Origin of the sequence: Lysobacter enzymogenes, assembly GCF_023617245.1 — a bacterium.
Lineage (GTDB): Bacteria > Pseudomonadota > Gammaproteobacteria > Xanthomonadales > Xanthomonadaceae > Lysobacter > Lysobacter yananisis.
This window is the reverse complement of record NZ_CP067396.1, coordinates 5,589,670-5,609,604: the sequence shown is the minus strand read 5'-3', so window position 1 is coordinate 5,609,604 and position 19,935 is coordinate 5,589,670. Positions and strand designations below refer to the sequence as shown.

Genomic DNA, 19,935 nt, shown 5'->3' with positions numbered 1-19,935 from the left:
CAAGATGTTTTTCATGAAAGTGAGAAAAATTGCCCGCGATTGAACACTGTTCAATCGATGCGCCGATTCTGTTCAACGCTGTTCAATCGACGCAGCGTTGGTTAGCTGAACGAAAATGTGCCAGAGGGAACAATTGTCGTGCTGATTGAACAGAAATCGCTTGAATGCTCTAAGCGAAATTTGGCTAAGTCGCGTCCCCAAGGATCAATTCAAGCCAGGAGGGCGCATGATCCGCGTGCTCATTGTTGATGATCACCCGCTTGCCGTTGCGGGCCTTCGAATGCTTCTGGGTTCGGCTGCCGGCATCGAGATCATCGGTGCAACTGACTCAGCAGCGGCTGCATTGACGGCCTACGCTGCAATGAAGCCAGATGTCGTCGTCAGCGACTACTACCTGCCCATCAGGAACGGCCTGTTCGTCGTTGAGCAACTGATCCGGCTAGACCCCGACTGCAAGATCTTGGTGGTCTCCTCAGTGGAGACTGCGGAGATTCCTGCGCAGTTGCTACGCGCTGGCGCGCTGGGTTACGTGATCAAGGCGGCCGACGCTTCGGTGCTGATCCGGGCGGTCCGTAAGGTTGCCAAAGGCGAGCGGTACATCGATGACTCCCTAGCGGGAGCGACGCTCTTTGAACCCAGCGAGTTGGGGAAGATCTCAGGGCGACTGCTGCAGGTGTTGACGCTTCTTGCTGAGGGTTTCTCCAACGCGGAGATCGCGGTCCGACTCAGGATCGATGAGGTTACCGTCCGACGCCATAAATCGCGACTGCTGGCGAAGCTCGGTGTCGAGAAGGAGTCCGAGCTGATCGCGATGGCGCGCGCCGCAGGCTTCGGAAAAGACGTGTACTGACTAGAGGAACGCTCGCAGTTGTGCAGGCGTCGTACAAGCGGCTTTGAGCCGGCAGTACTAGTACCTGCGGTATCCATACATGCGGTGTTGATACATCATGTTTCAATACCGGCCGTTATAATACATGCGGCGTAGGTGCCGCCGGCTAAAAGACAGCGGCGCTCTTGCGTCTATCGATCTACATTTGCGCAATGTCGAAGTCTTCGATGCCTGGCCTGATTCGAAAGAAGCCGAAGCCGACGCCGTCTCGGGGGCCTGGGCGCTCAGGAACGTCGCCAGTTCTAGTCCTAGTCGGGGCGCGCATCAGGCAGGTCCGCTTGCGTAGGGGCATGAGCCAAGACGACCTGGCCTACGGTGTGCCGATGGACCGAGCCGCGTTGGGCATGGTCGAGAACGGTAAGACCGCCCCAACGGTTCTCACGCTACTGAAATTAGCCTTCGCGCTGGGATGCGAAGTGGCCGAATTGATCCCGACCGTTAACGAGGTCAGTTCGCATCTCCGCAGAGAGGTGCCGCGGGACTAATTGCCCTCGGGGGGGGGCGAAGTACGGAACGCGCCTCGGTTCCGATGGGTGGACGAGAACCGGTCCCGCTTGCTTTTTTTGCGACGCAGTGCTTTGTATGGGGCTGTGGATTTCGTCTGGAGCTGGGTAACCTGCGTTACGACGAGTTATCGATGGATCGATACGGCGATGGCGACGAGGTACTCCAAGCGGCGGTCTGATGGCACCGTTGCTTACTACGACTCCGAGGAGGCTATGCGGGCGGACGAGCCGGCTCCCCGCGGCCTGTTCGATTTCTCGATCTTCTATGCCGTCGTAGGCTTGTTCCTGTCGGTGGTCGTCGTCTTGTCGTTGGTATACGGCCTTGACCTGGGCGCCGGTTGGCCCAAGCCGGTGCGCTTCAGTGCGATGGTAATAGCAGTAGCTGCTGGCTCATATGTCATTGGCCGGACCGGCTTGTTCCTGTTCGGGATGTTCTGGCTGCTTGTAGCGGCTCTGTTCGTCCTCGGAATTCTCGGTTCGATCGGCGCAGCCCTTTGGCACTTCGCTTGATCTTTTTGACGGAGGGAGCTAGGCACGGGTATGGGGCGGTGTCCCCTCGGGTGGGGTGGTCCCGGAGTAGCCGCCGCCGCCCCGGCGGCCAGGAGTAGACCACGCGTCTGGCATCTGATCATTGGAAGAGCCGGCTGTCAGAATTGCTCGGTAGCGGCCTCAGTGGCCCCCAACCGTCCCCGCCGGCCCCGATAGAGAGTTGGAGCCGGGGTTTAGCGGCTCCACCACGCCGTTACGTCAAACGGCTTTCTCCGCCTCTCCGCACCTTACGAAAACGCCTTATTTTCGGCCTTTTCGTCGTGCGCCTGTGGTTTTGGAGAAAACGGCACGCGCCAATTTTGGCGAAATTTTCGCCACTTTTTCTCCGTTTTCTCCGCAGCTGTGGACCGAAAACCACAGACTTCAATTTTCGGGGTCTTACGGATCAATGGGTTAGCTGTGGACTTGTCAAGCGGGTTTTTTCGCTATCAACATGCCTGCCAGGACTCAAAACCTAAACCACGGATATCGAGTATGACGGATCCGATCGAAGACTTTATCGTGCAGTACAGACACAGACGCGAGGAGCATCTTGAAGAGCAACGGCGCTTTAGGCGACAGCGTAAAAACTCGAAGCTCACTGAGCTAGATCTTATCTCGCAGGACGAGGACTTCTACGCCAAGTGCCTCTCGGAGCTTGCGGGCTTTGCGAGATTGCGAGGTAAGGAGCTTTCCATCACACGAACAACTGGACTGGTCTTGGCGCTGAAAAACAAGGCGGAGATAATTAACGCTGATATAGACTTCCTCAACTACCTTCATACACTCATTGCAATTGCATTGCCTCTATTTATCATTGCGGGGCAGTTCAACAGAGACAACTACTGGGCGGCACTTGCCTGCGTCTTCTTCGTAATCATGGTTTTCGTGAAGCGCGCCAAACTTCGTAAAGAGCTGTCGATAGCGAAGGAGTTGACCAATCTCTTCGACCAGACTGCGAAGGGCTCTGGCTCGGCATCGAAATAAAGCCTCCGATTTAAAGGCGGCCTTTTTCAATATTGCCCGCATCGGTTGTTAATCCAGGAGGCAGCAAGTGACAAGGATTCTCGGCTGTTTTTTGCTCGTGCTGTTGATGTGTGGTTTCAAAGCCACCGTTGGCTCGAACTTCAACGAGGCGAATTTGCCACAGTTGAAGATCGGCCAAACCACTTTGGCTGAAGCCACGAAATTGCTAGGTCGACCAGCCGACAGCACGCAGGTCGGTCAGAGTGGCGTGATAGGACATACATGGACCTACGTGGTGACGAAGGCGAGCATGTGGACAGGCAATGTGAAGGGCTCGACCAAGAGCGTGATGTTGGTGTTCAACACGGACGGAACATTCCAGCGCATCCTCACGATGGAAGGTATCGTCCTTCCGTCCGAAGACATGCAGCGGCTCGTTGCTGAACCAGCGGCGGCTCGGGCCAAGACACCGTAGTTACCCACATTGGTCAGGCAACGGTCGGCAGGTCCTTTTGCTTGACGACTGTCCGTTTGCCTACGGAATTGGTCTTGCGCGCGGTGGGTTTCGCGATGCCCGGAATCAAGAAATCAGTAGCGTCATGCCCGAACCTGATCTTTTTGGCTAGCCAACGCGGCATGCTTCCCCGGCCTGACCAAGTGTTGCGTTCGTTTTCTGGGTCGCGGTAATTGGGCGCGACCTTGATCGGCTTGCGGTGTGAGCGCCTTTTCCGCCGGGTCGGCGAGGCTGCAGGCTGCTCGCCAAAGAGATCCTCTATCGTGTAGCCATGATTTTCGGCAAGGGCGACCGCTTGCCGGCGCACCGAAGCGGCGGTGCGACGATTTGATAGGAACTGTTTTCGCTTCTCCGCAGAAATAGGAAGGGATGTCAGCTCTCGTAGGCTAAGCTGGTCGATATTGAAGTTCATGCTTTCCAGATTCCGACTCTGGCCATGCGCCTGTCAAGCAGCATCGGCTTCAGCCCGGTGGGCGCCAGGTGTCATGCGACGGCAATTTAACGACACGCCGGTAGGATGAGAGCCTCCCTTGCGAGAAATGTCGTGACCGAATCGGCGATCCGTGGCACTTGCCATTGCGGCACGGTAGAAGTCGTCCTCGGCGCATTCCCGCCGACGATCACCGAATGCAATTGCTCGCTATGCCGCCGCTATGGCGTGCTTTGGGCCTACGTCGAAGCTGACCAAGTACTGGAGCTGCCCGACCCCGGGCTCACAGACGCCTATGCGTGGAATGGCCGAAATGTGGACTTCCTTCGCTGCAGAGACTGCGGCTGCATCACCCATTGGGTACCACGAAAGAAAGGGCGAACTTTGCGAGGGATCAACGCGAGAATTTTCGATCCAGAGTTGGTGGCGCAGAGCAAGCGCATTTTTCGCGATGGTGCCAACAAGTAGTTTCAGTTAGGCCGTCGCATCGCGAGTCTGGGGCGCCAGTACCGACTAACGCCACTCGCCTCGACGTCCGTCAAGCAGCTTGAGGCCTTTCCGTGGCGCGTAGCGCCAATGGTCGAACGTCGCCTCTTGCATGATGCACTTCGCCTCAATGAGCTTCGCATCGCGCTTGATGCAATGGCGATATCGCGGGCCGTACCAGTCCAACATGCTCATCCCCATCGGCAGATTCTCGATGAGCCAGTAGCCGGTGAAGGTCTCCGGTGTGTACGTGACGTGGTCCAGAGCCTCGAACACGGTCAATCGATTGTTGTCGAAACGCTCCTGGCGCTCGGCGTGATCGCTCACGAAGTCGTCGTAGCTAGGGACTGCGCTCGTGTCCGCGCGCCAGTCGTACCATCGCGTCTTGATTCCGATCTGATCCCACCGCGTGACAGCGGCGATGAGCGCCTCCTTGAACGGCGCGAACACCCACTCGCCGGGCCGCAAGAACGTCAGGTCGCAGCTTTCGCCGGTGCCTGTCGCCGCGTACGGGCGTTCACCTATTTGCTTGCGTAACAATTCGGCTTCTTCACGTTCGCTCGTAGCGCGGAAGAAGAGTGCATCGCCCCAGAGCGACTTCCCGCGCGGCAACTCCACGCTGGCCGGGTCCTTCCCAAATTCACTGTGCAACATGGTTCTACCACGCCCCTGTGTGTCTTTCCTAGATACTGATGCGCCAGCCTACACCCGTCGCGCTGGGGAAAGCGTAACGGTAGTTAATAGATGGAATGCACAACTGCCGAGTCAGAAAAATATGCCGGAAGCCAGAGACAAAGCGTCCTCAGGCCGGTACCAGGTCGGCCGCGTCCGCCCAACTCAGTGGTCCCCTGCGAGGGCCAAGCTCAAGCCGCCAACCAGAATATTTCGATCGATGGTGTGCCGCCCAGGTTGGTCCGAACGACCCCTCGACGGACAGCAACTTCCGGCGCACTAGACGCCCGGGGTTGCCCCATTCGTCCCTTTCGCGGACTTCCTCGATGATCGCGAAGGAGGATTGGTCGTTGTAGGCGGCCGGTTCTCTACGAGTGCGCAAGCGGCACTCGTAGCGGGATACACAGATGCCGAGGTCGGCTGGTGCGGGCTGATTCATACTCAGTCTCGGTACTGCAAATGCGTGGTGTGAAGTTCCGCGATCAATTGATCCGCGTACTTGGTCACCCAGGCGGCGAGGTAGCTCATGGCGGTCGAGTAGCTCGTGAACTCGCGGTAGTGCTGCGTGCTGCGGAGCGCGCGATGGGTGCCTAGAACTGTCCATGACTTCCCGCTACTTCGCCCCGCGGTGGCCACTATTCTTCCGCCCGGTCCCCAGGCGATGGCGATGCAGTCCGTAGAGGCAGGCCGGCACTGCTCCAGGCACACCCAGACACACGGCGCCGGGAGCGGGGGCAGTCCAACGCGAGGCGGGCCTGGTGGCATACATCGATTCCCCGCCGAAGCCGAGCCGGAAATTACCGCTCTGGAATCTCGTCCGCTGAGACTCTACAAGCACGCCCAGATGGCAGCGATTGAGCGCGGATTTAACATCTTCTTGGAAATTTCCAAGATCAACCTGCTAACTACGTCGCATCGACCACGATTAGGCTTGACGCCGGCCCGCGCGTCGGATCAATCTCGCCGGGCAAGACCGCAGACCTAAGGGAGACGCCAACGATGGCGTCCCCGACCGCAACACACTTTGGATGATCGAGCCCAATCGGCAGCAACTCCATATCGCCCAGGATGGGCGATACGGCCCGACAGTTGAACACGGACGGTTATGTCTTGTTTCTCCCGCGCACCAAGAATCCCGAACTGCCTCGCTCGCGGTGCAGGTGGTGTGCGCGGTTGCGATGAGCTTCGTCCGAATTCGAAACTTTTCTCTCAGGACATACCGCAATGATTCAAGGCGCCCCCCCTGCCAACGTCCAGGCTGACTTCCCTTGGCCGTTGACCTTCGAAGCGTTCTCGTTCGGCGTTCGCTGCTACAACACGTTGGCCAGCAACATCATCTTCGACAACCATCAGTTCGCATTAGACGACGAAATTGATGGCGCGTCCGGCCAGCCGCGATCAGCCGATTGGAAGGAGCGCTGGACCGCCAGCTACATCGTCATGGCGGAAGATATGCCGCCCGGCCCGGTTGAAGTTCGGTGGACTCCGCTGGACGGCGCGGAACGATACGCGGAAATCGACCTCATCAGGGACATATTCCCTGATCAGCGGGTACTGCATAACGTCCCCAAAGAGGATATCAACGAAGATTGGGCCCGCTTTGAGGGGGGTAAAACCAGTCCGCCCGACATTCTGATGGAGGTCAATGACCGAACCATCAATGTCTACATGAGCGCGCATGTGCTGACCAAATCCTTCCCGATTCCCGGACGCGACGACGTTAAGAGCCGTTGGGATTTGATCCTGGCTTGGACGAAGACCTTCTGAGGGAGCGCGGCGCCATGGAAGACACAAAGAACAAGAAGAAGGTGGTTCAACTCGCCGAAGACGGACTTCCGAAGGCCGATGTCTCGTACTACACGGCCACGCCGGAGCATCTGACGAGCTACGACAGAGCTGCCGACGAGCTATACAAGTTCAAGGTACCTCCGTTGCTGGATACTAAGGACCGGCACTCGTACCTATTGATCGGGCTGATGGATGGCACCGGTAACGATGTCGGGAAGGATCCTCTGCATGCCACCAACGTCGCGAGATTCGAAACGCAGGTCCAAAAACTAAAGCATTCGGGCGTCAATATCGATGTCGTGTACAAAGCCGGTCCTGGTACACAGAAAAATACTGTAGCTGAAACCATAGACGCAGCCACAGGTCGAACCAGCGAATCAATCGCAGAGCGCACATATCAAGAGTTGGTGGAGCGCGCGCAGAAGATATACAGGCTCGATCCTGACGCGAAAATCGCGATTCATGCCGAGGGATTCAGTCGCGGCGCTAGCCAAGTTCCTTTGCTAGCGCGAATGATTCACGAGCGCGGAATCCCCAATCTGGATCGCGCCGAATACGTCCACGACGCGCAAGGCAAGCTCACTAAGACGTATCCGCACTTCCATCAGTTCCCTGGGCACACTCCGATGACTGTGGGGCTCTACGATCCCGTGCCTACCGGCGCGATGGAAAAGTTGGACCGGCGCTTGCCACCATCGGTAGTCTCTGGATTCCAGATCAACGCCGCTGACGAGCGGCGCGGCCTATTTCCAGTGGACCGCATCATTCCCGCGGGCGTGTCGGAGGATGGTCGCTTTCTGAGCGTCAGCGTTGCAGGGGCGCACTCTGACATCGGCGGCAGCTATCAGCGCAATGGTCTAGGTACGCGCAGTCAGAACTTGATGACGGACTACCATAACGCGCTCTTCAGTGAGCCGCTATTGCGGCGTTTGCCGGAGACCTACGATCCACGTCTGAACGTCATCCATCGCTCAGAAGAAGGCAATGTGCTGTTCCGCGCTTGGCCTAAGGTGGAGCGCGATTCGCCTAAGGGCGAGGTGACAAAGCTGATGCCGGACGACGGCGCGCGGGTTATAAATGACCCGATCGAAGCTGCAATTCGCAGTCGGCCAGAGCCCATTTCGCCGGCCGTAGCCGAAGTGGCCCAACGAGCTACGCCGGTGGTCCGTAGTTTGCCTGAGCGATTTGCTGCGCCTCCCGCTGAAGAGGCAATGGCGGAATGGCATAAGAAGGTCGGCAACGTCGAGCTTCGGCCATATCAAGCTCCGACGCAGTTGAGTCCTGGCGCCAAAGTAATGGCGGCAGCGGGCGTCGCTGGCGTTGCTGCAAGTATCGCGGATGCTAAGGCAAGCGCGAACCAAGCCAGTACGCTGCTCGCTCAAGACAATCTGTCAGCAGCGCAATCAACTTTGACCCACTACGCCGCCCGCGGCACGGGCGGCTGGATTGGCGGCGCGACAGCGGGCATGGTCGCCACGGCCGCAGCAACCGGCCCCGGCGTGGTCAGCTTCATCGTCGTCGGCGGCGCGGCCGTGGCCGGCGCGCACGTAGGAGAGCATGTCGCCACGGTGCTGGATAGCTACAAGACCTTCAAGCAGACAGATCGCGATGGCGTTGCTTGGCAGTCCAACGGGCGACAGTGGGTGCGGCAGGATCTGGGCGATCTGAGCGACGACGGTCAGAACAATCCGGTGAAACAGGCGTTCTCTGCCGATCCGGAGAAGGCCAACGAACTGAGCTATCGGGCGAGCAATTCGGCCACCGAACTAGCAATCGGAAAGTTGGAGTCGCCGCGCAACCCATACTCACAGGCCGCGGCGGAGACCGATCCGCCAAGCTTGCGTCGCGCAGATTGGGAGCGCAATCCGGTGAGCGGCGAATGGGGCCGGAAGGTTGTGGTCGGCTTCGAGCAGCGCGGCGTGCCGATGGTCCGGATCGACTCGGCCGGCCCAGAACGCGCGGACGAACTCAATCGTGCGGCGGAGCAGACGATCCTCGACAACATCGCCAACGGACCGGCGCCGATGGCGGCGAGATACGCGATGGCGCATCGGAGCGAAGGATGGGAGCGGTTTGGCACTGTCCCTGCCTCGATCAGCGCCGCACTGCACGACGACTCGCTGGTGGCGTCCGACGGCAAGCTGTACCAGCGCACCGCAGACGGTCAGTGGCAGCGCAACGGCGAGTCCGTTGTCGCCGCAGGGAACTTGCGTCAGGAGTTGGAAGGCACACGCACCGCGTTACAGCCGCAATTGGCGCAACACGAGCAGCAACTGGCGGTCATTCCTACGAGGCAGCCGCCCACGTTGGAGGACATCGAGCGCGCGGATCTGATGGCGACCTACAAGGTCCACAACGTCAATCCGAATCCCCAGCAGTTGGAGGCCGCACTGGAGGCTGTCAGGCGAACCCAGCACGAGCAGGGTGTCGCACCGCTTGCTACGTCCCTGCACCTCGGACGCAATGCCGCGGGCAACTTCGACATCGACAGCCCGATCGAGCATATCGGCCGCGATGCTGATGGCGCGAACCGGGTCCATGCCGTGACGAGCCCGTTGGAAGTGCAACTCGCCATGCTGGATCTGCGGTCTCCGCCGCCCACTTCGCCAGAGGCGCCGGAGCTGCGCATCGCCAACCTGTCGCCCAAGCAGCAGGAAGCTCTGGAGCAGGTCGTCCGGGAAGCCAATCGCGTCGGCCTGACGCGCGACGAAGTGCAGGGCACCGCGCGCGAAGCGGTGGCGGCAGCTGGCCGTGCAGACGTGGAGCCTGAGATCGTCATCGGCGCCGTGGCGGCGGAGCGCTCAGTACAGCCAACGAAGGTCGAGGTGCCGCGGGCCGTTGACCAGGCGCCGGTTGAACCCCCGAAACCCGCCGAAGCAGATCTGGCGGCTAGTAAGCCGTTGGAACCACCGTCAAAGCCTGGGCATCGCGACGCCGAGGCGGTGCCGGACCGTTCCAGCGGAGCGCCGGTAGCATCGGCCACGTCGGCGCCTGTTACACCCGCGGCGGTAAGTCCCGAAGCTAAGCAGGCTCCCACCGTAAGCAACGGGGAATTTTCCGCTCCTCCCCAGCAGCCCGAGCGCCAAACTTCCGGCTTACCGGACCAGCAGCCGCAACCTGAGGTGATCGCGGCCCAGTCGGCCAACCCTGTCCCGCCGCCCCGTCAGCCCGAAACCGCGCCCAGCGCGGCCGTGGAGGCGCCGGCCGCCGCGGCGCCCCGGGTTGCGCCGCAGGCGGTCGCGGAGGCCGAGTCCGCCCCGCGCATTGCGTCGTCGCCGGCAGAAGCAACCCCGGCGCCGACGACGGGAAAACCGGACGTCGCGGAGGCCGGCGCACCGGCGCCGGCTGCGCCCGCGGTCGCTGTGGCGCCTGCTCCAGCACCGGACGACAGCACCTTGCAGCGCGGCGACCGCGGGCAGGAGGTCGAGCTGCTGCAGTACCGGCTTCAGCGGGTGGGCTATCGCGGCCCGGACGATGCGCCAGTCCCCGAGCGTGGGCATTTCGATGCCGCGACGGAACACGCGGTGCGCCACCTCCAGCGCGACCACGGCCTGGCTGAAACGGGCCATGTCGACCCCGATACGCTCCAGGCGCTCGCGGTGGCCCAGCAGGCCAAGATCGAGGCTCAGAAAGCAGTGCCGCAGGCCGACGGGGCCGAAGTCGCCAAGGTGCAGGGGCAGCCGGCGCAGGCAACGGGCGGGCAGAAGCCGCAGACCGTTCTCGCTAACGAGCCGCAGCAAACCGCGCCGATTGCGCCGACAGCCGAGGTCCGCGCGGCACCGGCGCCGGCATTGGCGGGTTACGCGGCGTCGGAAAACAACCCAATCGTGGCTGCGCCGAAAACCCAAGTCTCGGACATGCTGGCGGACGTAGGGGCTAGGGAGTCCGCGCAACCGTCGTACTCGCAAGCGGAGCCCGGCAAACCTGTCGATTCGCGTGCCGTCCACGGACAGCTTGCAGGCGAACCCGCTCAAGATCGGCGGGAAACAGAACGCGAACTGGCGCGCCTATCGCCTGCCGACCAAGCAATGTTCGCGAAGATCCGGGGCGCCGCCCCTGCTAGCGTTCCAGACGAGGTGGTGGCCAAGGCCATGCTGGAGGCCAAGCGTAACGGCATCCCCGACGTGGAACGTGTGGGTCAGGTCGGCGTCGCAGACGGAAAGCTCTGGGTCGGCAGTGTGACTCCCGGCTTCCACGCAGCCGTGTCCGCGAACGGCCCCGCTCCGAACATGCAGGACACGCTGAAAGAGACGCAGATGGTGAACCAGCAGCGCGATCAGCAGCTAGCGATGGAGGCCACGCAGCGACAGCAGGACGAGCAGCGCGCCAAGCCCATCATGCACTAGCGTCAGCGCGAGAAGGTGGCCTGTGCATCTTGGACGAAAAATTGCCGCCTGCTAAACTGGCATGAGCGGTACGCGGCGCCGTGGTATGCCTCCTCGGCACAGCCGCCGCGTCACCGCTCACCTTGGTTGCCCGCCGGTAAGGAAACCGGCGGGCATCTTTTATTGTAGGCCCGTGGTTGCCCCGTTCGCCTTCTGTTCGCCCTTGCGTTGTCTTGGCTTGCTTGCCGGCGGCGATTCGCTCTTAGTCGTCTTCTTCGCGGTCGGAGCCTTGCGGGCTGCCTTCTTCGTCACCGCAGTTGCTGCCTTACTGGACGCCTTTTTCGCTGCGATCGGAGCAGCCTTCTTCGCCGACGGCTTCCGGGTGCGACGTACGACAGGCTTGGCCGACGGCGCATGCTGAGCCAGCAGATCTTGGACCTGTCGCTTAGTCATGCCGCGCGCGATTGCGATTTTCTGGACTGACTCCGCGCGCGGACGGTTCTGGCCGCGCTCCCACATGTAAATGGCCTGGGCGCTGACCCCGAGCAGGATGCCGAATGCCTCCATCGTCAGCCCAAGCTTTTTACGCAGCTTCTTCAGCCCGCTGGCGGAGAACCGCGAGCGTGTTGCAGGAGCGTCTTCCGCGCGCTGGACAGCGACCGCGTTTCGACTTCCTGAGGCTATGCCCTTTTGAAGTTTGGCGACGTCAGCGCGCAGTGCCGCGATCATTTTGCGCTGCGCGCCCACTTGTTTGCGCAACGGTTCGACTTGGAGTTTGAGCTCCTTGCGCGTCAGTCGTGCTACTTCGGCTTTGAGAATCGTAGCGATGTTAGGCATGGGTGATCCTTGCTGTGGCCATTCGAGACTAGACGATTAGTTGTAGCCGGACAAATGGGGCTTGAGCGCGGTGAACTTCGCTAGCTGCTCATCCCAGCGATCCGGTGGAGCGATGGCCACGTCGTCCAACGTCCAGTCCGGAACGGTGTCGTCCAGGATCGCCTCGATCAGTTCGGGCGCGAGCAGCGTCATGTTGATCATGCGGGCGACGTAGCTGCGGTCGATATTCTCGCTGTCCGCGATGTCCTTCATGGACGCGACTTCGCCGGTGTCCAGCATCGCGCGCCATCGATAGCCGCGCGCGAGCGCGGACTGGAGCGCAGTGAGCTCGGCGGAAAGCTCTGCGAACTGAACCTTGGTTTGGCGGAGACGACGCTTACCCGACCGGCGGCGAAGTTTGACGGGAACGCGGATGAGCGTGTCGCCATTGCTGATCTGGACGATGTCGGCGTCGCCGCCGACTTGGATGACGAGTTCGTTCATGCGTTGTCCTTCATGAGTTCTTGTATCGACGTGGCCGACCCCAGCGCATGCATGCGGATCTCAATAGCGCTGTGTGTGACCACGACGCGCTCGATCAGCTGTTGTGCCAGCCGGGCTTGTTCTTCGGGGAAGAGCGACTCCCAGATGCGGTCGATCTGGCGCAAGGCGACGGTGACCCGCGCCTCATCCAGCGAGGGGTCTTTTGCGACGGCGGCCTTCACTACCTCGGCGAGTACGTCCTCGCGCTTGAAGATGTCGCGCAGCTGCTGCAGCACGATGTCTTCCAGCTCGCTGGCCGGAAGTCGGGGTAGCACGGACTCGGAGAGGCGGCCGCGCTCCATCGTCTCCCGCGTCTGGTAGTAGCGATAGAGCCGTCCGTTTCCCTTGGTGGTGTGCCAGGGGATCAGGGCGCGGCCGTCCGCCGCGAACACCAGGCCCTTCAACAAGAAGGAGATGCGCGAGCGCGTGACGTTGCCGCGCGCGACCGAGTTGGTCGAGAGCAGCGCATGGACTGCTTTCCACAGGTCCGAATCTATAATGGCCGGATGCGTGTCGGGAACCTCAGAGTCTCCATGCTTCAAGTGGCCGAGGTAAGTCCGGTTGTGAAGGATCTTGTGCAGCCCGCTCTTGTCCAGAACCTTGCCTTCGCGAAAGATCCCAGCCTTCGTGGTCCACGACTTGTTGCGGTACCCAAGGGCGCGCGCTTGCTCGGCGAGCTTCTGGATGGACTTCAGTGCCAGGAACTGGGTAAACGCCCAGCGCACGATCTCGGCCTCTTCAAGGTTGATGGCGAGACGGCGCTGCTCGATGTCGTAGCCCAGCGGCGGGATGCCGTGCATCCACAAGCCCTTGCGTTTGCTGGCCGCGAATTTGTCTCGGATACGCTCGGCGGTCACTTCGCGCTCGTACTGGGCGAAGGCGAGAAGCATGTTCAGCTGCATCCGCCCCATCGCGTCAGTGGTGTTGAAGTGCTGCGTGACCGAAATGAAGGTCACGTCGTGGGCGTCGAAGACCTTGATCAGGTCGTGGAAGTCCAGCAGCGAACGGCTCAAGCGATCCAGCTTGTACGAAACGATGACGTCCACGCGGCCGGCTTTGACGTCGGCGATCAGCCGCTGCAGGGCAGGGCGATCCAGGGTGCCGCCCGAGTAGCCGGCATCGTCGTACAACTCGCCCACCGGCACCCAGCCCTCGGAACGCCGGCTGGCGATGTAGGACTCCCCGGCGTCGCGCTGGGCGTCAATCGAGGTGTACAGCTGGCCCATGCCCTCATCGGTGGAGACTCTGGTGTACACCGCGCAGCGCAGGCGCGCGCGACCGTTCATGCCGCGCCCCGGACGATCCGCGCCGGCGCCAGCTCGCACTCCATCACCGACACATGGTACTTCTGCTCCAGCACCCGGAGCAGTTCGTCGTAATCCGCCGTCCTCGTTGAAAGGTGCTGGCGTCCGAGTACGGCGATGCAATCGATCTGCCGGGCCTCAGCGGCCTGGAGTAGGCGCTGCAATCCCGGGCGATTCTGGCTGTGCGCGCAGTAGCCGTCGTCGACGTAGACCGACAGTGTCGGGGTGACGTCGCAGCAGCGGTTGAGGGTTTCGACCAGCGTCACGCGCTGGACGGTGATGTGGTCGGGCGAGGCGATGGGAGTTTGGCAGTAGACGGCGATGCGCAGCGGCGTGGTCATGGGCGGGCCTCCGGGATGGGGGCGTCGTAGAGGAAGGAGTGGGGTGCGGACCGGGGCAGTCCAGGCGCTAATCGCGGGTGCGGCGCGGCGACCCAGAGGGCGACGTTGGCGCGCTCCAGCTTCATCTGCACGGTGAGCAGTTGGGTGTGAATGCGAGACAGGCGGTGGTACTCGGCGACCACGACGGCTTCGACGCCGCCGGCTTCGACGTGCGCCAGCAGCGATTGCAGGCCGGGCCGGTCCAGCGTCGTACCCGAATGGGCTTCGTCGCAGTAGATCACGCTCGCGTAAGCGCCCAATTGGGTGCGCAGGAACTGCCGCGTGATCCGGATCTGCTGGGTCAAGGCGTCGGAGTGGTAGCTGGGCGTGCGGATGTAGCAGGCGACGGTGCGGGGCGGTGTCATCGGGTCTTCCTTCCGGAAGCGGCATCGGCCTTGATGCCGAAGAAGAGCGGGCCGGACCAGCGCGTGCCGGTGATCTCGCGCGCAATCGCCGACAGACTGGAGTAGGGCTTGCCCAGGTACTCGAAGCGATCCTTGCCGAGGACGCGCACGGAATGCAGGGCGCCGTGGTAGTTTCGGGTGATCACGAGGCCGGGCTGCAGCCGGTTCTTGTCCTGCGCTTTCATGGTTCCGGTGCTCAGAAGGTGGCGGATGCGATCGTCGTTCGCGGCGACAATCGAAGAACGGGCCGCGCGCGCGGCGTCCTCTTGTATTCGGTGTGCCAGACGCCGCTCGACGTAGCGCCGGTTGTTGATGCCCGGCGGAGCGCCGAAGCGATCCGTCCACATCGCCTTCAGGTCGATCCACTTCATCTGGTAGAGCGATTCGATCTGGGCGATAACATTTTCAGGTAGCGGGTTAATGGACATCGCGTCGGTCTCTCCGTGGTGGTTTGAGGGCGCGGACAGTCACCCTCTCTTCGGAGGCGTTATCAAGGTCCACAGGGCGGTGCGCGGACGCGGAGTTTTTGCATCGCGTGCGCAGCAGGCCGGTGGCGAGTAGCTCGGCGACCATCAACAGTCGCTGCTGGGCAGAAGCGCGTATCGAATCGTTCATGAGATGTCCTTTTTCCTGCGGGGTGGTCCCGCGCGTGGGGTGGCGGATCTGGGCTCCGGCGCTCGGCGAATCCACACTTCGCCTTTGGACCAAGCAATGAAGCGCGAGGCGTTCTTCGAGAACAGTTGCCACATGCTGGTGTAGTTGTAATCGGTGTCGTAGCCGGCGCGTTCGACCAGGGCGCGCCAGCTGGTCGTGGCTTGACCGGATGCGTGCGCTTCTTTGAGCAAGCGCATGAACTCGCGTTGATTGCGACGCAGCTCCAGCGACTCGCCACCCAGGGTTAACCGGTTGTAGGGCGGCGGCAGGTCGAACCACAGCGTGGCGTCTTCGCGCAGCAGGTGCAGAAACTTGTCGGTGTCCAAGCGGATGCCTTCCACGTCCATGTGAGAGATTGAGTTCAATGCGACAAAGGTCTGGTTGGGATCGCCGTTGGGCGGCGAAGCGAGGGGGGACGAGGTGATCACGACGCGCCGACGCGTTCCGCTGTCGCGCTCCAGCGCCTGAAGGATTGGAGCAAGGTCTGGATGGAGCGCGGTTCGCAATAGGTACACGCAGGTGCGCGACGCATCGGCTCGGGACAGGCGCCACAGGCGTCCCTCGATCAGCGTCTCGGGCAGAGCATCCAGGTCCTCGACTTGGCGCGCCAAGGAGGCCGGCAGCCAGCTTTCGACTACGCTGACCGACAAGTACTCCGTGCCCAGCGTCACCACGCCCGCGCATCGACTGCATCGCACGGTGCGCTCGTCCCACACACCGATTTGCAACGACTTCTTGAGCTTGCAGCTCCGACATTCGACATGCCGGGCGCGTTTGGGCTCGGTCAACATACCGACTACTACGAACGGCTCCATCGCATCGTTGTCGTAAGGCAGCAGGGTGCCGACCGGTCCGATTTCGAACCAGTGGATGACTCTGTTGAGCACGCGGAATCCTTGGGTATTGCGGGGCAAATGCTGCCCGTCAGGCCAGAAAGGTCTGAAGCGGGGTACGGCAGGGGGCGAAACGAACTAGTCGATCAATCGATCGGCTGGCGCGCTATCGGGTGCGTGGCAATGATCGAGTGGCGTAGGCCTGCGCCTACGCCGATCCGGTCTCGCACGCAGCCGATGTTCGGCGCGCGGTAGCAGCGGGGGAGGGGGTTGCCGTGGTTGCGCGAAGCCGCCACGACGATGTGGTCGAACAGTCCATTGCGCATCGGTGATGTCCTTCATTGTGCGGCCCACTTCGAGTGGGCTTTCTTTCTTGTTAACGAAGATAGCGCGCCGCGGAAGTCGTGCGCAACATCACTGAACGCCATCCCCCACAAGTCACGGATGCGAGTTCACGGTCCGTTCGGGTTCAGATGCGAATTAGCTAGAAACAGGCCCCGATTTCTATTTTTTTCCACCCGCGGCCAGACCTCCTCCGCTCGTCGCGCTCGAACTGTCGGGCGCAATTGCCATCGCGACGACATCGGCTTCGGCATCTGCTTCGACATCCGCGTCGACCTGGACGGACTCCGTCATCGCGCTGTTGCTACAAGCCAGCGCATCAGCGATTGCGCTCGGCAAAAATTTTTTCGCGTCGGCGCAGATCGATTTCTATGCGCGTTTCGCCGGGTTTTTAGCGGTTTCGATGATCGTGCATAGAAACGCATAGAAACGGCCCACGCGTTTCTATGCTGTTGCTACTTTTCTTTCGTGCTCGTCTTCGCGCAGTCTTTCGTCCCGACAGCGCCACGTCGACGACGAGAACCTTCCCATGAACGACAACTCTTTGACGACCGAACAGCTCGCTGCGCGCTGGGACGTCACGACCGAGACACTGGCGCGCTGGCGCACCGAAGCGATCGGCCCGCCGTTCTTCAAGCTGGTCGACCGGCGCGTGAAGTACCGCCTGGAGGACATCGAGTTGTACGAGTCCGAGTCCATGCGCACCTCCACCGCCGACAACGCGCGCATCCCCAGCAACGACCTGCGTCTGGCGGCGCAGCGCGAGCGCGCCGCGGCGGCCGCGCAAGGAGCGTCGGCATGAACCTGCTCGCTCGATGCATCGACCGACCGGCCAGCGAACTTGCCGACTTCGAGCCTGGCCTGCTGCTCGACCTGAAGCTGCAGGCGGCGGAGGCCGTTGCCGCGGCGCGTGCGCAGGCCGACAAGATCGACCAAGCGCTCGACATCCGTTACGGCAAGCGCGCCGCCGAGCAGCGCTTCGCGGCCGGTAAGGACACCGGCACGGTCACGCTGACCGAAGGCCCCGTGCGGATTTCCTGCGAGGTGCCGAAGAAGGTCGAGTGGGACCAGGCGGCACTCGGCCGGATCGTGGAGCGAATCCGCAGCGCCGGCGAAGACCCGGCCGAGTTCGTAGAGATCAGCTATCGCGTCAGCGAGAGCAAGTACATGGCATGGCCGGCGTCTATGCGCGCGTCCTTCGATTCTGCCCGAACCCTAAAGCCCGGCAAACCGGTGTTCCGTCTGTCGCTGACCGAAGGAAAAGCGTGATGAAAATCACAACTGTAAGTTGGGGCCGCTGGATCCTCATGACCGCGGTGCACGAACTGGGCACGACCTACGCGCTGACGGAGTTGAGCGACGGTCCCGAGGAACACGAACCGGTGACGCCGGAGGCGGCCGAAGCGGTCGCTGAGTTCCTGCGCAAGACCGGGAGTGCCGTCTGATGGCATTTCCGATCATTACCGCCGAACAGCGGCTTGCCGAAGCCCGCGGCGTGAAGGGCGTGCTCGTCGGCGGCTGGGGGCTGGGCAAGACCTCGCAACTGTGGACGCTGGATCCGGCCACGACCTTGTTCGTGGACATCGAAGCCGGCGACCTGCCGGTGATGAGCTGGCCCGGCGACAGCATCCGCCCGCGCACCTGGGAGGACTGCCAGGACATCGCGGTCCTGCTCGGCGGCGCGAATCCGGCGCTGCGCGAAAACCAGCCCTACAGCCAATGGCACCTCGAATCCGCGCAACTGCGCTACGGCGACCCGGCCATCTTCGCGAAGTACCAGACCCTGTTCGTGGATTCGATCACCGTCGCCGGCCGGCTATGCCTGCAATGGTGCAAAGGGCAGCCGCAGGCGTTCTCCGAGAAGACCGGCAAGCCCGACAACCGCGGCGCCTACGGCCTGCTCGGACAGGAAATGGTCGGCTGGCTCACCCAACTCCAGCATGTCCGCGGCAAGCACGTCTGGTTCGTCGGCATTCTCGAAGATCGGGTGGACGACTTCGGTCGCCGTACCCACGAACTGCAGATCGACGGCTCCAAGACCGGCCTGGAACTGCCGGGCATCGTGGACGAGGTCATCACGCTCGCGAAGGTTCCCGCGACTGAGGGGCCGGCGTATCGCGCCTTCGTCTGCCACACCGCCAATCCTTGGGGCTACCCCGCCAAGGATCGATCCGGCCGGCTCGACATGGTCGAGCCGCCGGACCTGGGCCAGCTCATGCGAAAGCTCGGCGCGCCGGAAGCGGCCGCGCCCACTCCCCCCACGCTCCACTAATAAGAAAGGTCATCCATGTCCTCCGCTTGGAACAACTTCAACGACGCCGAGAGCCCGGCGTTCTCCCTCATCCCAAAGGGCACGCTGGTTAAGGTGCGCATGACCATCAAGCCCGGCGGCTACAGCGACGCCGCCAACGGCTGGCTGCACGGCTGGGCCAGTCGAGGCGACACCGGCGCCGTTTACCTGAACGCCGAGTTCGTCGTGCTGGAGGGCAAGTACGCGCGCCGCAAGCTGTGGACCCTGATCGGCCTGCACAGCCCGAAGGGGCCGACCTGGGGCCAGATGGGGCGCAGCTTCATCAAGGGCGTCCTCAATTCCGCGAACGCCCTGCATCCCGACGACATGAGCGCGGCCGCGCAACAGGGCCGGTGCATCGAGAGCTTCGGCGACCTGGACGGCACGGTGTTCGTCGGCAAGGTCGACTGGGAAAAGGACAGCTACGGCGAAGACAAGGCGGTGATCAAGGTGCCGATCATGCCCGACCACCCGCAGTACAAAGAGGTGATGGGCGCGGTGCAGCCGTTGCCGGCGCAAGCCGCCGCGATGCCGGCGCACATCGCGCACGCTGCGAACCAGGCCGCGCAGGCGCCGATCGCCGGCCGTCCGACGTGGGCGCAGTGATGGGCATACGCCACCATGCCGCGAAATTCCCGCCTCCAGGACCGTTACCCGAACGGCGACGGCATCTTCACCCCCTTGCGCGAGTTGTCCAGCGCCGAGCTTGACGCGCAGATCCAGCGCCTCATTGCTCTGGCGCAGCACCACGACGAGCACGCGCAAGCCCTGATCGAGTACCGCGACCATGTCTTTGATCGATCGCGGCATGGCCGATGACGCCGTGCTGGGGCTGCGGCCGACCCGCGCGCGGGTTCGGCCACATGGACCTGCGCCGCCGCATCGCTGATCCACGGCGCACGCCGTACCGCTGGGCGTTCTGCTCGACTGCCTGCCAGAACGCCTTTCACCAACTCTACGCGACCCGAGCTCGGACGAATCCGAGCGCGGTGGAGGAGCTTTTGCCCGTGCCACACCCTTTGTCCCATGAAGCCCAGCGCGCTTGCCTATCCGCGCTGGCGCAAGTCGCCGAGCGCGTCGGCTTCGACGTGCCGCTGGCGCAGTACACGCAAGTGCAAGCCACCGAAGTGGTCGAGGCCGTGACGATGGCGTACGAGTCCACGCTTCGCGAGCAGGCTGATCCACGAAACAAGCCCGTGCCGCCGCTCGATCCGGACCGACCCTTCGACGATCCGATCCCCTTTTGAGAAATGGCACGCCAGAAA

General features: G+C 62.2%; 25 protein-coding genes. 15 read left to right on the top strand and 10 right to left on the bottom strand.

From position 1 onward, the window contains the following. Positions 1 to 226 precede the first annotated feature (226 nt). From JHW41_RS23370 to JHW41_RS23350, 5 genes are all read left to right on the top strand, one after another. Positions 227 to 850, top strand: a complete 624-nt coding sequence (locus JHW41_RS23370) for a response regulator (protein ID WP_250447873.1) — start codon at positions 227 to 229, stop codon at positions 848 to 850. A gap of 329 nt (positions 851 to 1,179) precedes the next feature. Further along, the gene (locus tag JHW41_RS27645) at positions 1,180 to 1,374 is read left to right on the top strand and encodes a helix-turn-helix transcriptional regulator (protein ID WP_250447871.1); all 195 of its coding nucleotides are present in this window, start codon (positions 1,180 to 1,182) and stop codon (positions 1,372 to 1,374) included. A gap of 48 nt (positions 1,375 to 1,422) precedes the next feature. Next, positions 1,423 to 1,905, top strand: a complete 483-nt coding sequence (locus tag JHW41_RS23360) for a hypothetical protein (RefSeq protein WP_250447869.1) — start codon at positions 1,423 to 1,425, stop codon at positions 1,903 to 1,905. A gap of 513 nt (positions 1,906 to 2,418) precedes the next feature. Next, positions 2,419 to 2,910 (top strand): hypothetical protein, encoded by a 492-nt coding sequence (locus JHW41_RS23355; RefSeq protein WP_250447868.1) that lies wholly within the window; start codon positions 2,419 to 2,421, stop codon positions 2,908 to 2,910. 67 nt (positions 2,911 to 2,977) lie between these two features. Then, positions 2,978 to 3,364 (top strand): hypothetical protein, encoded by a 387-nt coding sequence (locus JHW41_RS23350; RefSeq protein WP_250447866.1) that lies wholly within the window; start codon positions 2,978 to 2,980, stop codon positions 3,362 to 3,364. Positions 3,365 to 3,377: 13 nt separating this feature from the next. Here JHW41_RS23350 and JHW41_RS23345 read toward each other — a convergent pair whose 3' ends face one another. Beyond that, positions 3,378 to 3,815, bottom strand: coding sequence for an H-NS family nucleoid-associated regulatory protein (locus JHW41_RS23345; RefSeq protein ID WP_250447864.1), 438 nt, complete (start codon positions 3,813 to 3,815; stop codon positions 3,378 to 3,380). A 132-nt stretch (positions 3,816 to 3,947) separates the two neighbouring features. Here JHW41_RS23345 and JHW41_RS23340 point away from each other — a divergent pair, with 132 nt between their 5' ends. Next, a complete protein-coding gene (locus JHW41_RS23340; RefSeq protein ID WP_250447862.1) occupies positions 3,948 to 4,301 on the top strand; it encodes a GFA family protein in 354 nt (117 codons plus the stop codon). 45 nt (positions 4,302 to 4,346) lie between these two features. On the opposite strand, the gene JHW41_RS23335 is transcribed toward JHW41_RS23340, so the two are convergent. Then, complete coding sequence (locus JHW41_RS23335) at positions 4,347 to 4,937, bottom strand: hypothetical protein (protein WP_250447861.1); 591 nt, start codon at positions 4,935 to 4,937, stop codon at positions 4,347 to 4,349. 1,278 nt (positions 4,938 to 6,215) lie between these two features. Between JHW41_RS23335 and JHW41_RS23330 the strand changes: the two genes are divergently transcribed. After that, complete coding sequence (locus JHW41_RS23330) at positions 6,216 to 6,758, top strand: hypothetical protein (protein ID WP_250447859.1); 543 nt, start codon at positions 6,216 to 6,218, stop codon at positions 6,756 to 6,758. Further along, a complete protein-coding gene (locus JHW41_RS23325) occupies positions 6,740 to 11,125 on the top strand; it encodes a phospholipase effector Tle1 domain-containing protein (protein WP_250447857.1) in 4,386 nt (1,461 codons plus the stop codon). Before JHW41_RS23330 ends, JHW41_RS23325 begins: the two co-directional genes overlap by 19 nt. A gap of 159 nt (positions 11,126 to 11,284) precedes the next feature. Here JHW41_RS23325 and JHW41_RS23320 read toward each other — a convergent pair whose 3' ends face one another. The 8 genes from JHW41_RS23320 to JHW41_RS23285 all read right to left on the bottom strand — a co-directional run bounded on the left by JHW41_RS23320 (position 11,285) and on the right by JHW41_RS23285 (position 16,364). After that, positions 11,285 to 11,941 (bottom strand): helix-turn-helix domain-containing protein, encoded by a 657-nt coding sequence (locus JHW41_RS23320; RefSeq protein WP_250447855.1) that lies wholly within the window; start codon positions 11,939 to 11,941, stop codon positions 11,285 to 11,287. Between the two features lie 36 nt (positions 11,942 to 11,977). After that, a complete protein-coding gene (locus JHW41_RS23315) occupies positions 11,978 to 12,424 on the bottom strand; it encodes a LacI family transcriptional regulator (RefSeq protein WP_250447854.1) in 447 nt (148 codons plus the stop codon). Then, positions 12,421 to 13,749, bottom strand: a complete 1,329-nt coding sequence (locus JHW41_RS23310) for a recombinase family protein (protein ID WP_284499515.1) — start codon at positions 13,747 to 13,749, stop codon at positions 12,421 to 12,423. The genes JHW41_RS23315 and JHW41_RS23310 overlap by 4 nt, the downstream gene beginning before the upstream one ends. Continuing rightward, the gene (locus tag JHW41_RS23305) at positions 13,746 to 14,108 is read right to left on the bottom strand and encodes a recombinase family protein (protein WP_250447850.1); all 363 of its coding nucleotides are present in this window, start codon (positions 14,106 to 14,108) and stop codon (positions 13,746 to 13,748) included. The genes JHW41_RS23310 and JHW41_RS23305 overlap by 4 nt, the downstream gene beginning before the upstream one ends. Then, on the bottom strand, positions 14,105 to 14,512 hold the full coding sequence (locus tag JHW41_RS23300; protein WP_250447848.1) for a recombinase family protein: 408 nt from the start codon (positions 14,510 to 14,512) through the stop codon (positions 14,105 to 14,107). The genes JHW41_RS23305 and JHW41_RS23300 overlap by 4 nt, the downstream gene beginning before the upstream one ends. Further along, positions 14,509 to 14,979, bottom strand: a complete 471-nt coding sequence (locus JHW41_RS23295; RefSeq protein WP_250447846.1) for a DUF2924 domain-containing protein — start codon at positions 14,977 to 14,979, stop codon at positions 14,509 to 14,511. Before JHW41_RS23295 ends, JHW41_RS23300 begins: the two co-directional genes overlap by 4 nt. Positions 14,980 to 15,162: 183 nt before the next feature. Next, entirely contained in the window at positions 15,163 to 16,092 is a 930-nt protein-coding gene (locus JHW41_RS23290; protein ID WP_250447844.1) for a hypothetical protein, read from the bottom strand. Positions 16,093 to 16,184: 92 nt separating this feature from the next. Next, the gene (locus tag JHW41_RS23285) at positions 16,185 to 16,364 is read right to left on the bottom strand and encodes a hypothetical protein (protein ID WP_250447843.1); all 180 of its coding nucleotides are present in this window, start codon (positions 16,362 to 16,364) and stop codon (positions 16,185 to 16,187) included. A 545-nt stretch (positions 16,365 to 16,909) separates the two neighbouring features. Here JHW41_RS23285 and JHW41_RS23280 point away from each other — a divergent pair. From JHW41_RS23280 to JHW41_RS23250, 7 genes are read left to right on the top strand one after another with little or no spacing between them, the layout of a single operon-like run. Next, positions 16,910 to 17,182, top strand: coding sequence for a helix-turn-helix transcriptional regulator (locus tag JHW41_RS23280; RefSeq protein WP_250447841.1), 273 nt, complete (start codon positions 16,910 to 16,912; stop codon positions 17,180 to 17,182). Next, the gene (locus JHW41_RS23275) at positions 17,179 to 17,649 is read left to right on the top strand and encodes a hypothetical protein (RefSeq protein WP_250447838.1); all 471 of its coding nucleotides are present in this window, start codon (positions 17,179 to 17,181) and stop codon (positions 17,647 to 17,649) included. The genes JHW41_RS23280 and JHW41_RS23275 overlap by 4 nt, the downstream gene beginning before the upstream one ends. Then, the gene (locus JHW41_RS23270; protein WP_158229747.1) at positions 17,649 to 17,825 is read left to right on the top strand and encodes a hypothetical protein; all 177 of its coding nucleotides are present in this window, start codon (positions 17,649 to 17,651) and stop codon (positions 17,823 to 17,825) included. Before JHW41_RS23275 ends, JHW41_RS23270 begins: the two co-directional genes overlap by 1 nt. Next, entirely contained in the window at positions 17,825 to 18,652 is an 828-nt protein-coding gene (locus tag JHW41_RS23265) for an ATP-binding protein (RefSeq protein WP_250447836.1), read from the top strand. Before JHW41_RS23270 ends, JHW41_RS23265 begins: the two co-directional genes overlap by 1 nt. Before the next feature lie 15 nt (positions 18,653 to 18,667). After that, on the top strand, positions 18,668 to 19,276 hold the full coding sequence (locus JHW41_RS23260) for a hypothetical protein (protein WP_250447834.1): 609 nt from the start codon (positions 18,668 to 18,670) through the stop codon (positions 19,274 to 19,276). A gap of 15 nt (positions 19,277 to 19,291) precedes the next feature. After that, positions 19,292 to 19,489 (top strand): hypothetical protein, encoded by a 198-nt coding sequence (locus JHW41_RS23255; protein WP_250447832.1) that lies wholly within the window; start codon positions 19,292 to 19,294, stop codon positions 19,487 to 19,489. 44 nt (positions 19,490 to 19,533) lie between these two features. Beyond that, positions 19,534 to 19,917 carry a DUF6511 domain-containing protein gene (locus JHW41_RS23250; protein ID WP_250447830.1) on the top strand — a complete coding sequence of 128 codons (384 nt, stop codon included), beginning with the start codon at positions 19,534 to 19,536 and terminating at the stop codon, positions 19,915 to 19,917. The last annotated feature ends 18 nt before the right edge of the window (positions 19,918 to 19,935 follow it).

Coding starts and splice junctions, on each gene's coding strand:
- JHW41_RS23355 (WP_250447868.1), top strand. CDS start 2,419: ATGACGGATCCGATCGAAGACTTTATCGTGCAGTACAGACACAGACGC.
- JHW41_RS23345 (WP_250447864.1), bottom strand. CDS start 3,815: ATGAACTTCAATATCGACCAGCTTAGCCTACGAGAGCTGACATCCCTT.
- JHW41_RS23255 (WP_250447832.1), top strand. CDS start 19,292: ATGCCGCGAAATTCCCGCCTCCAGGACCGTTACCCGAACGGCGACGGC.
- JHW41_RS23310 (WP_284499515.1), bottom strand. CDS start 13,749: ATGAACGGTCGCGCGCGCCTGCGCTGCGCGGTGTACACCAGAGTCTCC.
- JHW41_RS23300 (WP_250447848.1), bottom strand. CDS start 14,512: ATGACACCGCCCCGCACCGTCGCCTGCTACATCCGCACGCCCAGCTAC.
- JHW41_RS23295 (WP_250447846.1), bottom strand. CDS start 14,979: ATGTCCATTAACCCGCTACCTGAAAATGTTATCGCCCAGATCGAATCG.
- JHW41_RS23280 (WP_250447841.1), top strand. CDS start 16,910: ATGAACGACAACTCTTTGACGACCGAACAGCTCGCTGCGCGCTGGGAC.
- JHW41_RS27645 (WP_250447871.1), top strand. CDS start 1,180: ATGAGCCAAGACGACCTGGCCTACGGTGTGCCGATGGACCGAGCCGCG.
- JHW41_RS23320 (WP_250447855.1), bottom strand. CDS start 11,941: ATGCCTAACATCGCTACGATTCTCAAAGCCGAAGTAGCACGACTGACG.
- JHW41_RS23285 (WP_250447843.1), bottom strand. CDS start 16,364: ATGCGCAATGGACTGTTCGACCACATCGTCGTGGCGGCTTCGCGCAAC.
- JHW41_RS23250 (WP_250447830.1), top strand. CDS start 19,534: ATGGACCTGCGCCGCCGCATCGCTGATCCACGGCGCACGCCGTACCGC.
- JHW41_RS23370 (WP_250447873.1), top strand. CDS start 227: ATGATCCGCGTGCTCATTGTTGATGATCACCCGCTTGCCGTTGCGGGC.
- JHW41_RS23260 (WP_250447834.1), top strand. CDS start 18,668: ATGTCCTCCGCTTGGAACAACTTCAACGACGCCGAGAGCCCGGCGTTC.
- JHW41_RS23265 (WP_250447836.1), top strand. CDS start 17,825: ATGGCATTTCCGATCATTACCGCCGAACAGCGGCTTGCCGAAGCCCGC.
- JHW41_RS23275 (WP_250447838.1), top strand. CDS start 17,179: ATGAACCTGCTCGCTCGATGCATCGACCGACCGGCCAGCGAACTTGCC.
- JHW41_RS23315 (WP_250447854.1), bottom strand. CDS start 12,424: ATGAACGAACTCGTCATCCAAGTCGGCGGCGACGCCGACATCGTCCAG.
- JHW41_RS23270 (WP_158229747.1), top strand. CDS start 17,649: ATGAAAATCACAACTGTAAGTTGGGGCCGCTGGATCCTCATGACCGCG.
- JHW41_RS23330 (WP_250447859.1), top strand. CDS start 6,216: ATGATTCAAGGCGCCCCCCCTGCCAACGTCCAGGCTGACTTCCCTTGG.
- JHW41_RS23305 (WP_250447850.1), bottom strand. CDS start 14,108: ATGACCACGCCGCTGCGCATCGCCGTCTACTGCCAAACTCCCATCGCC.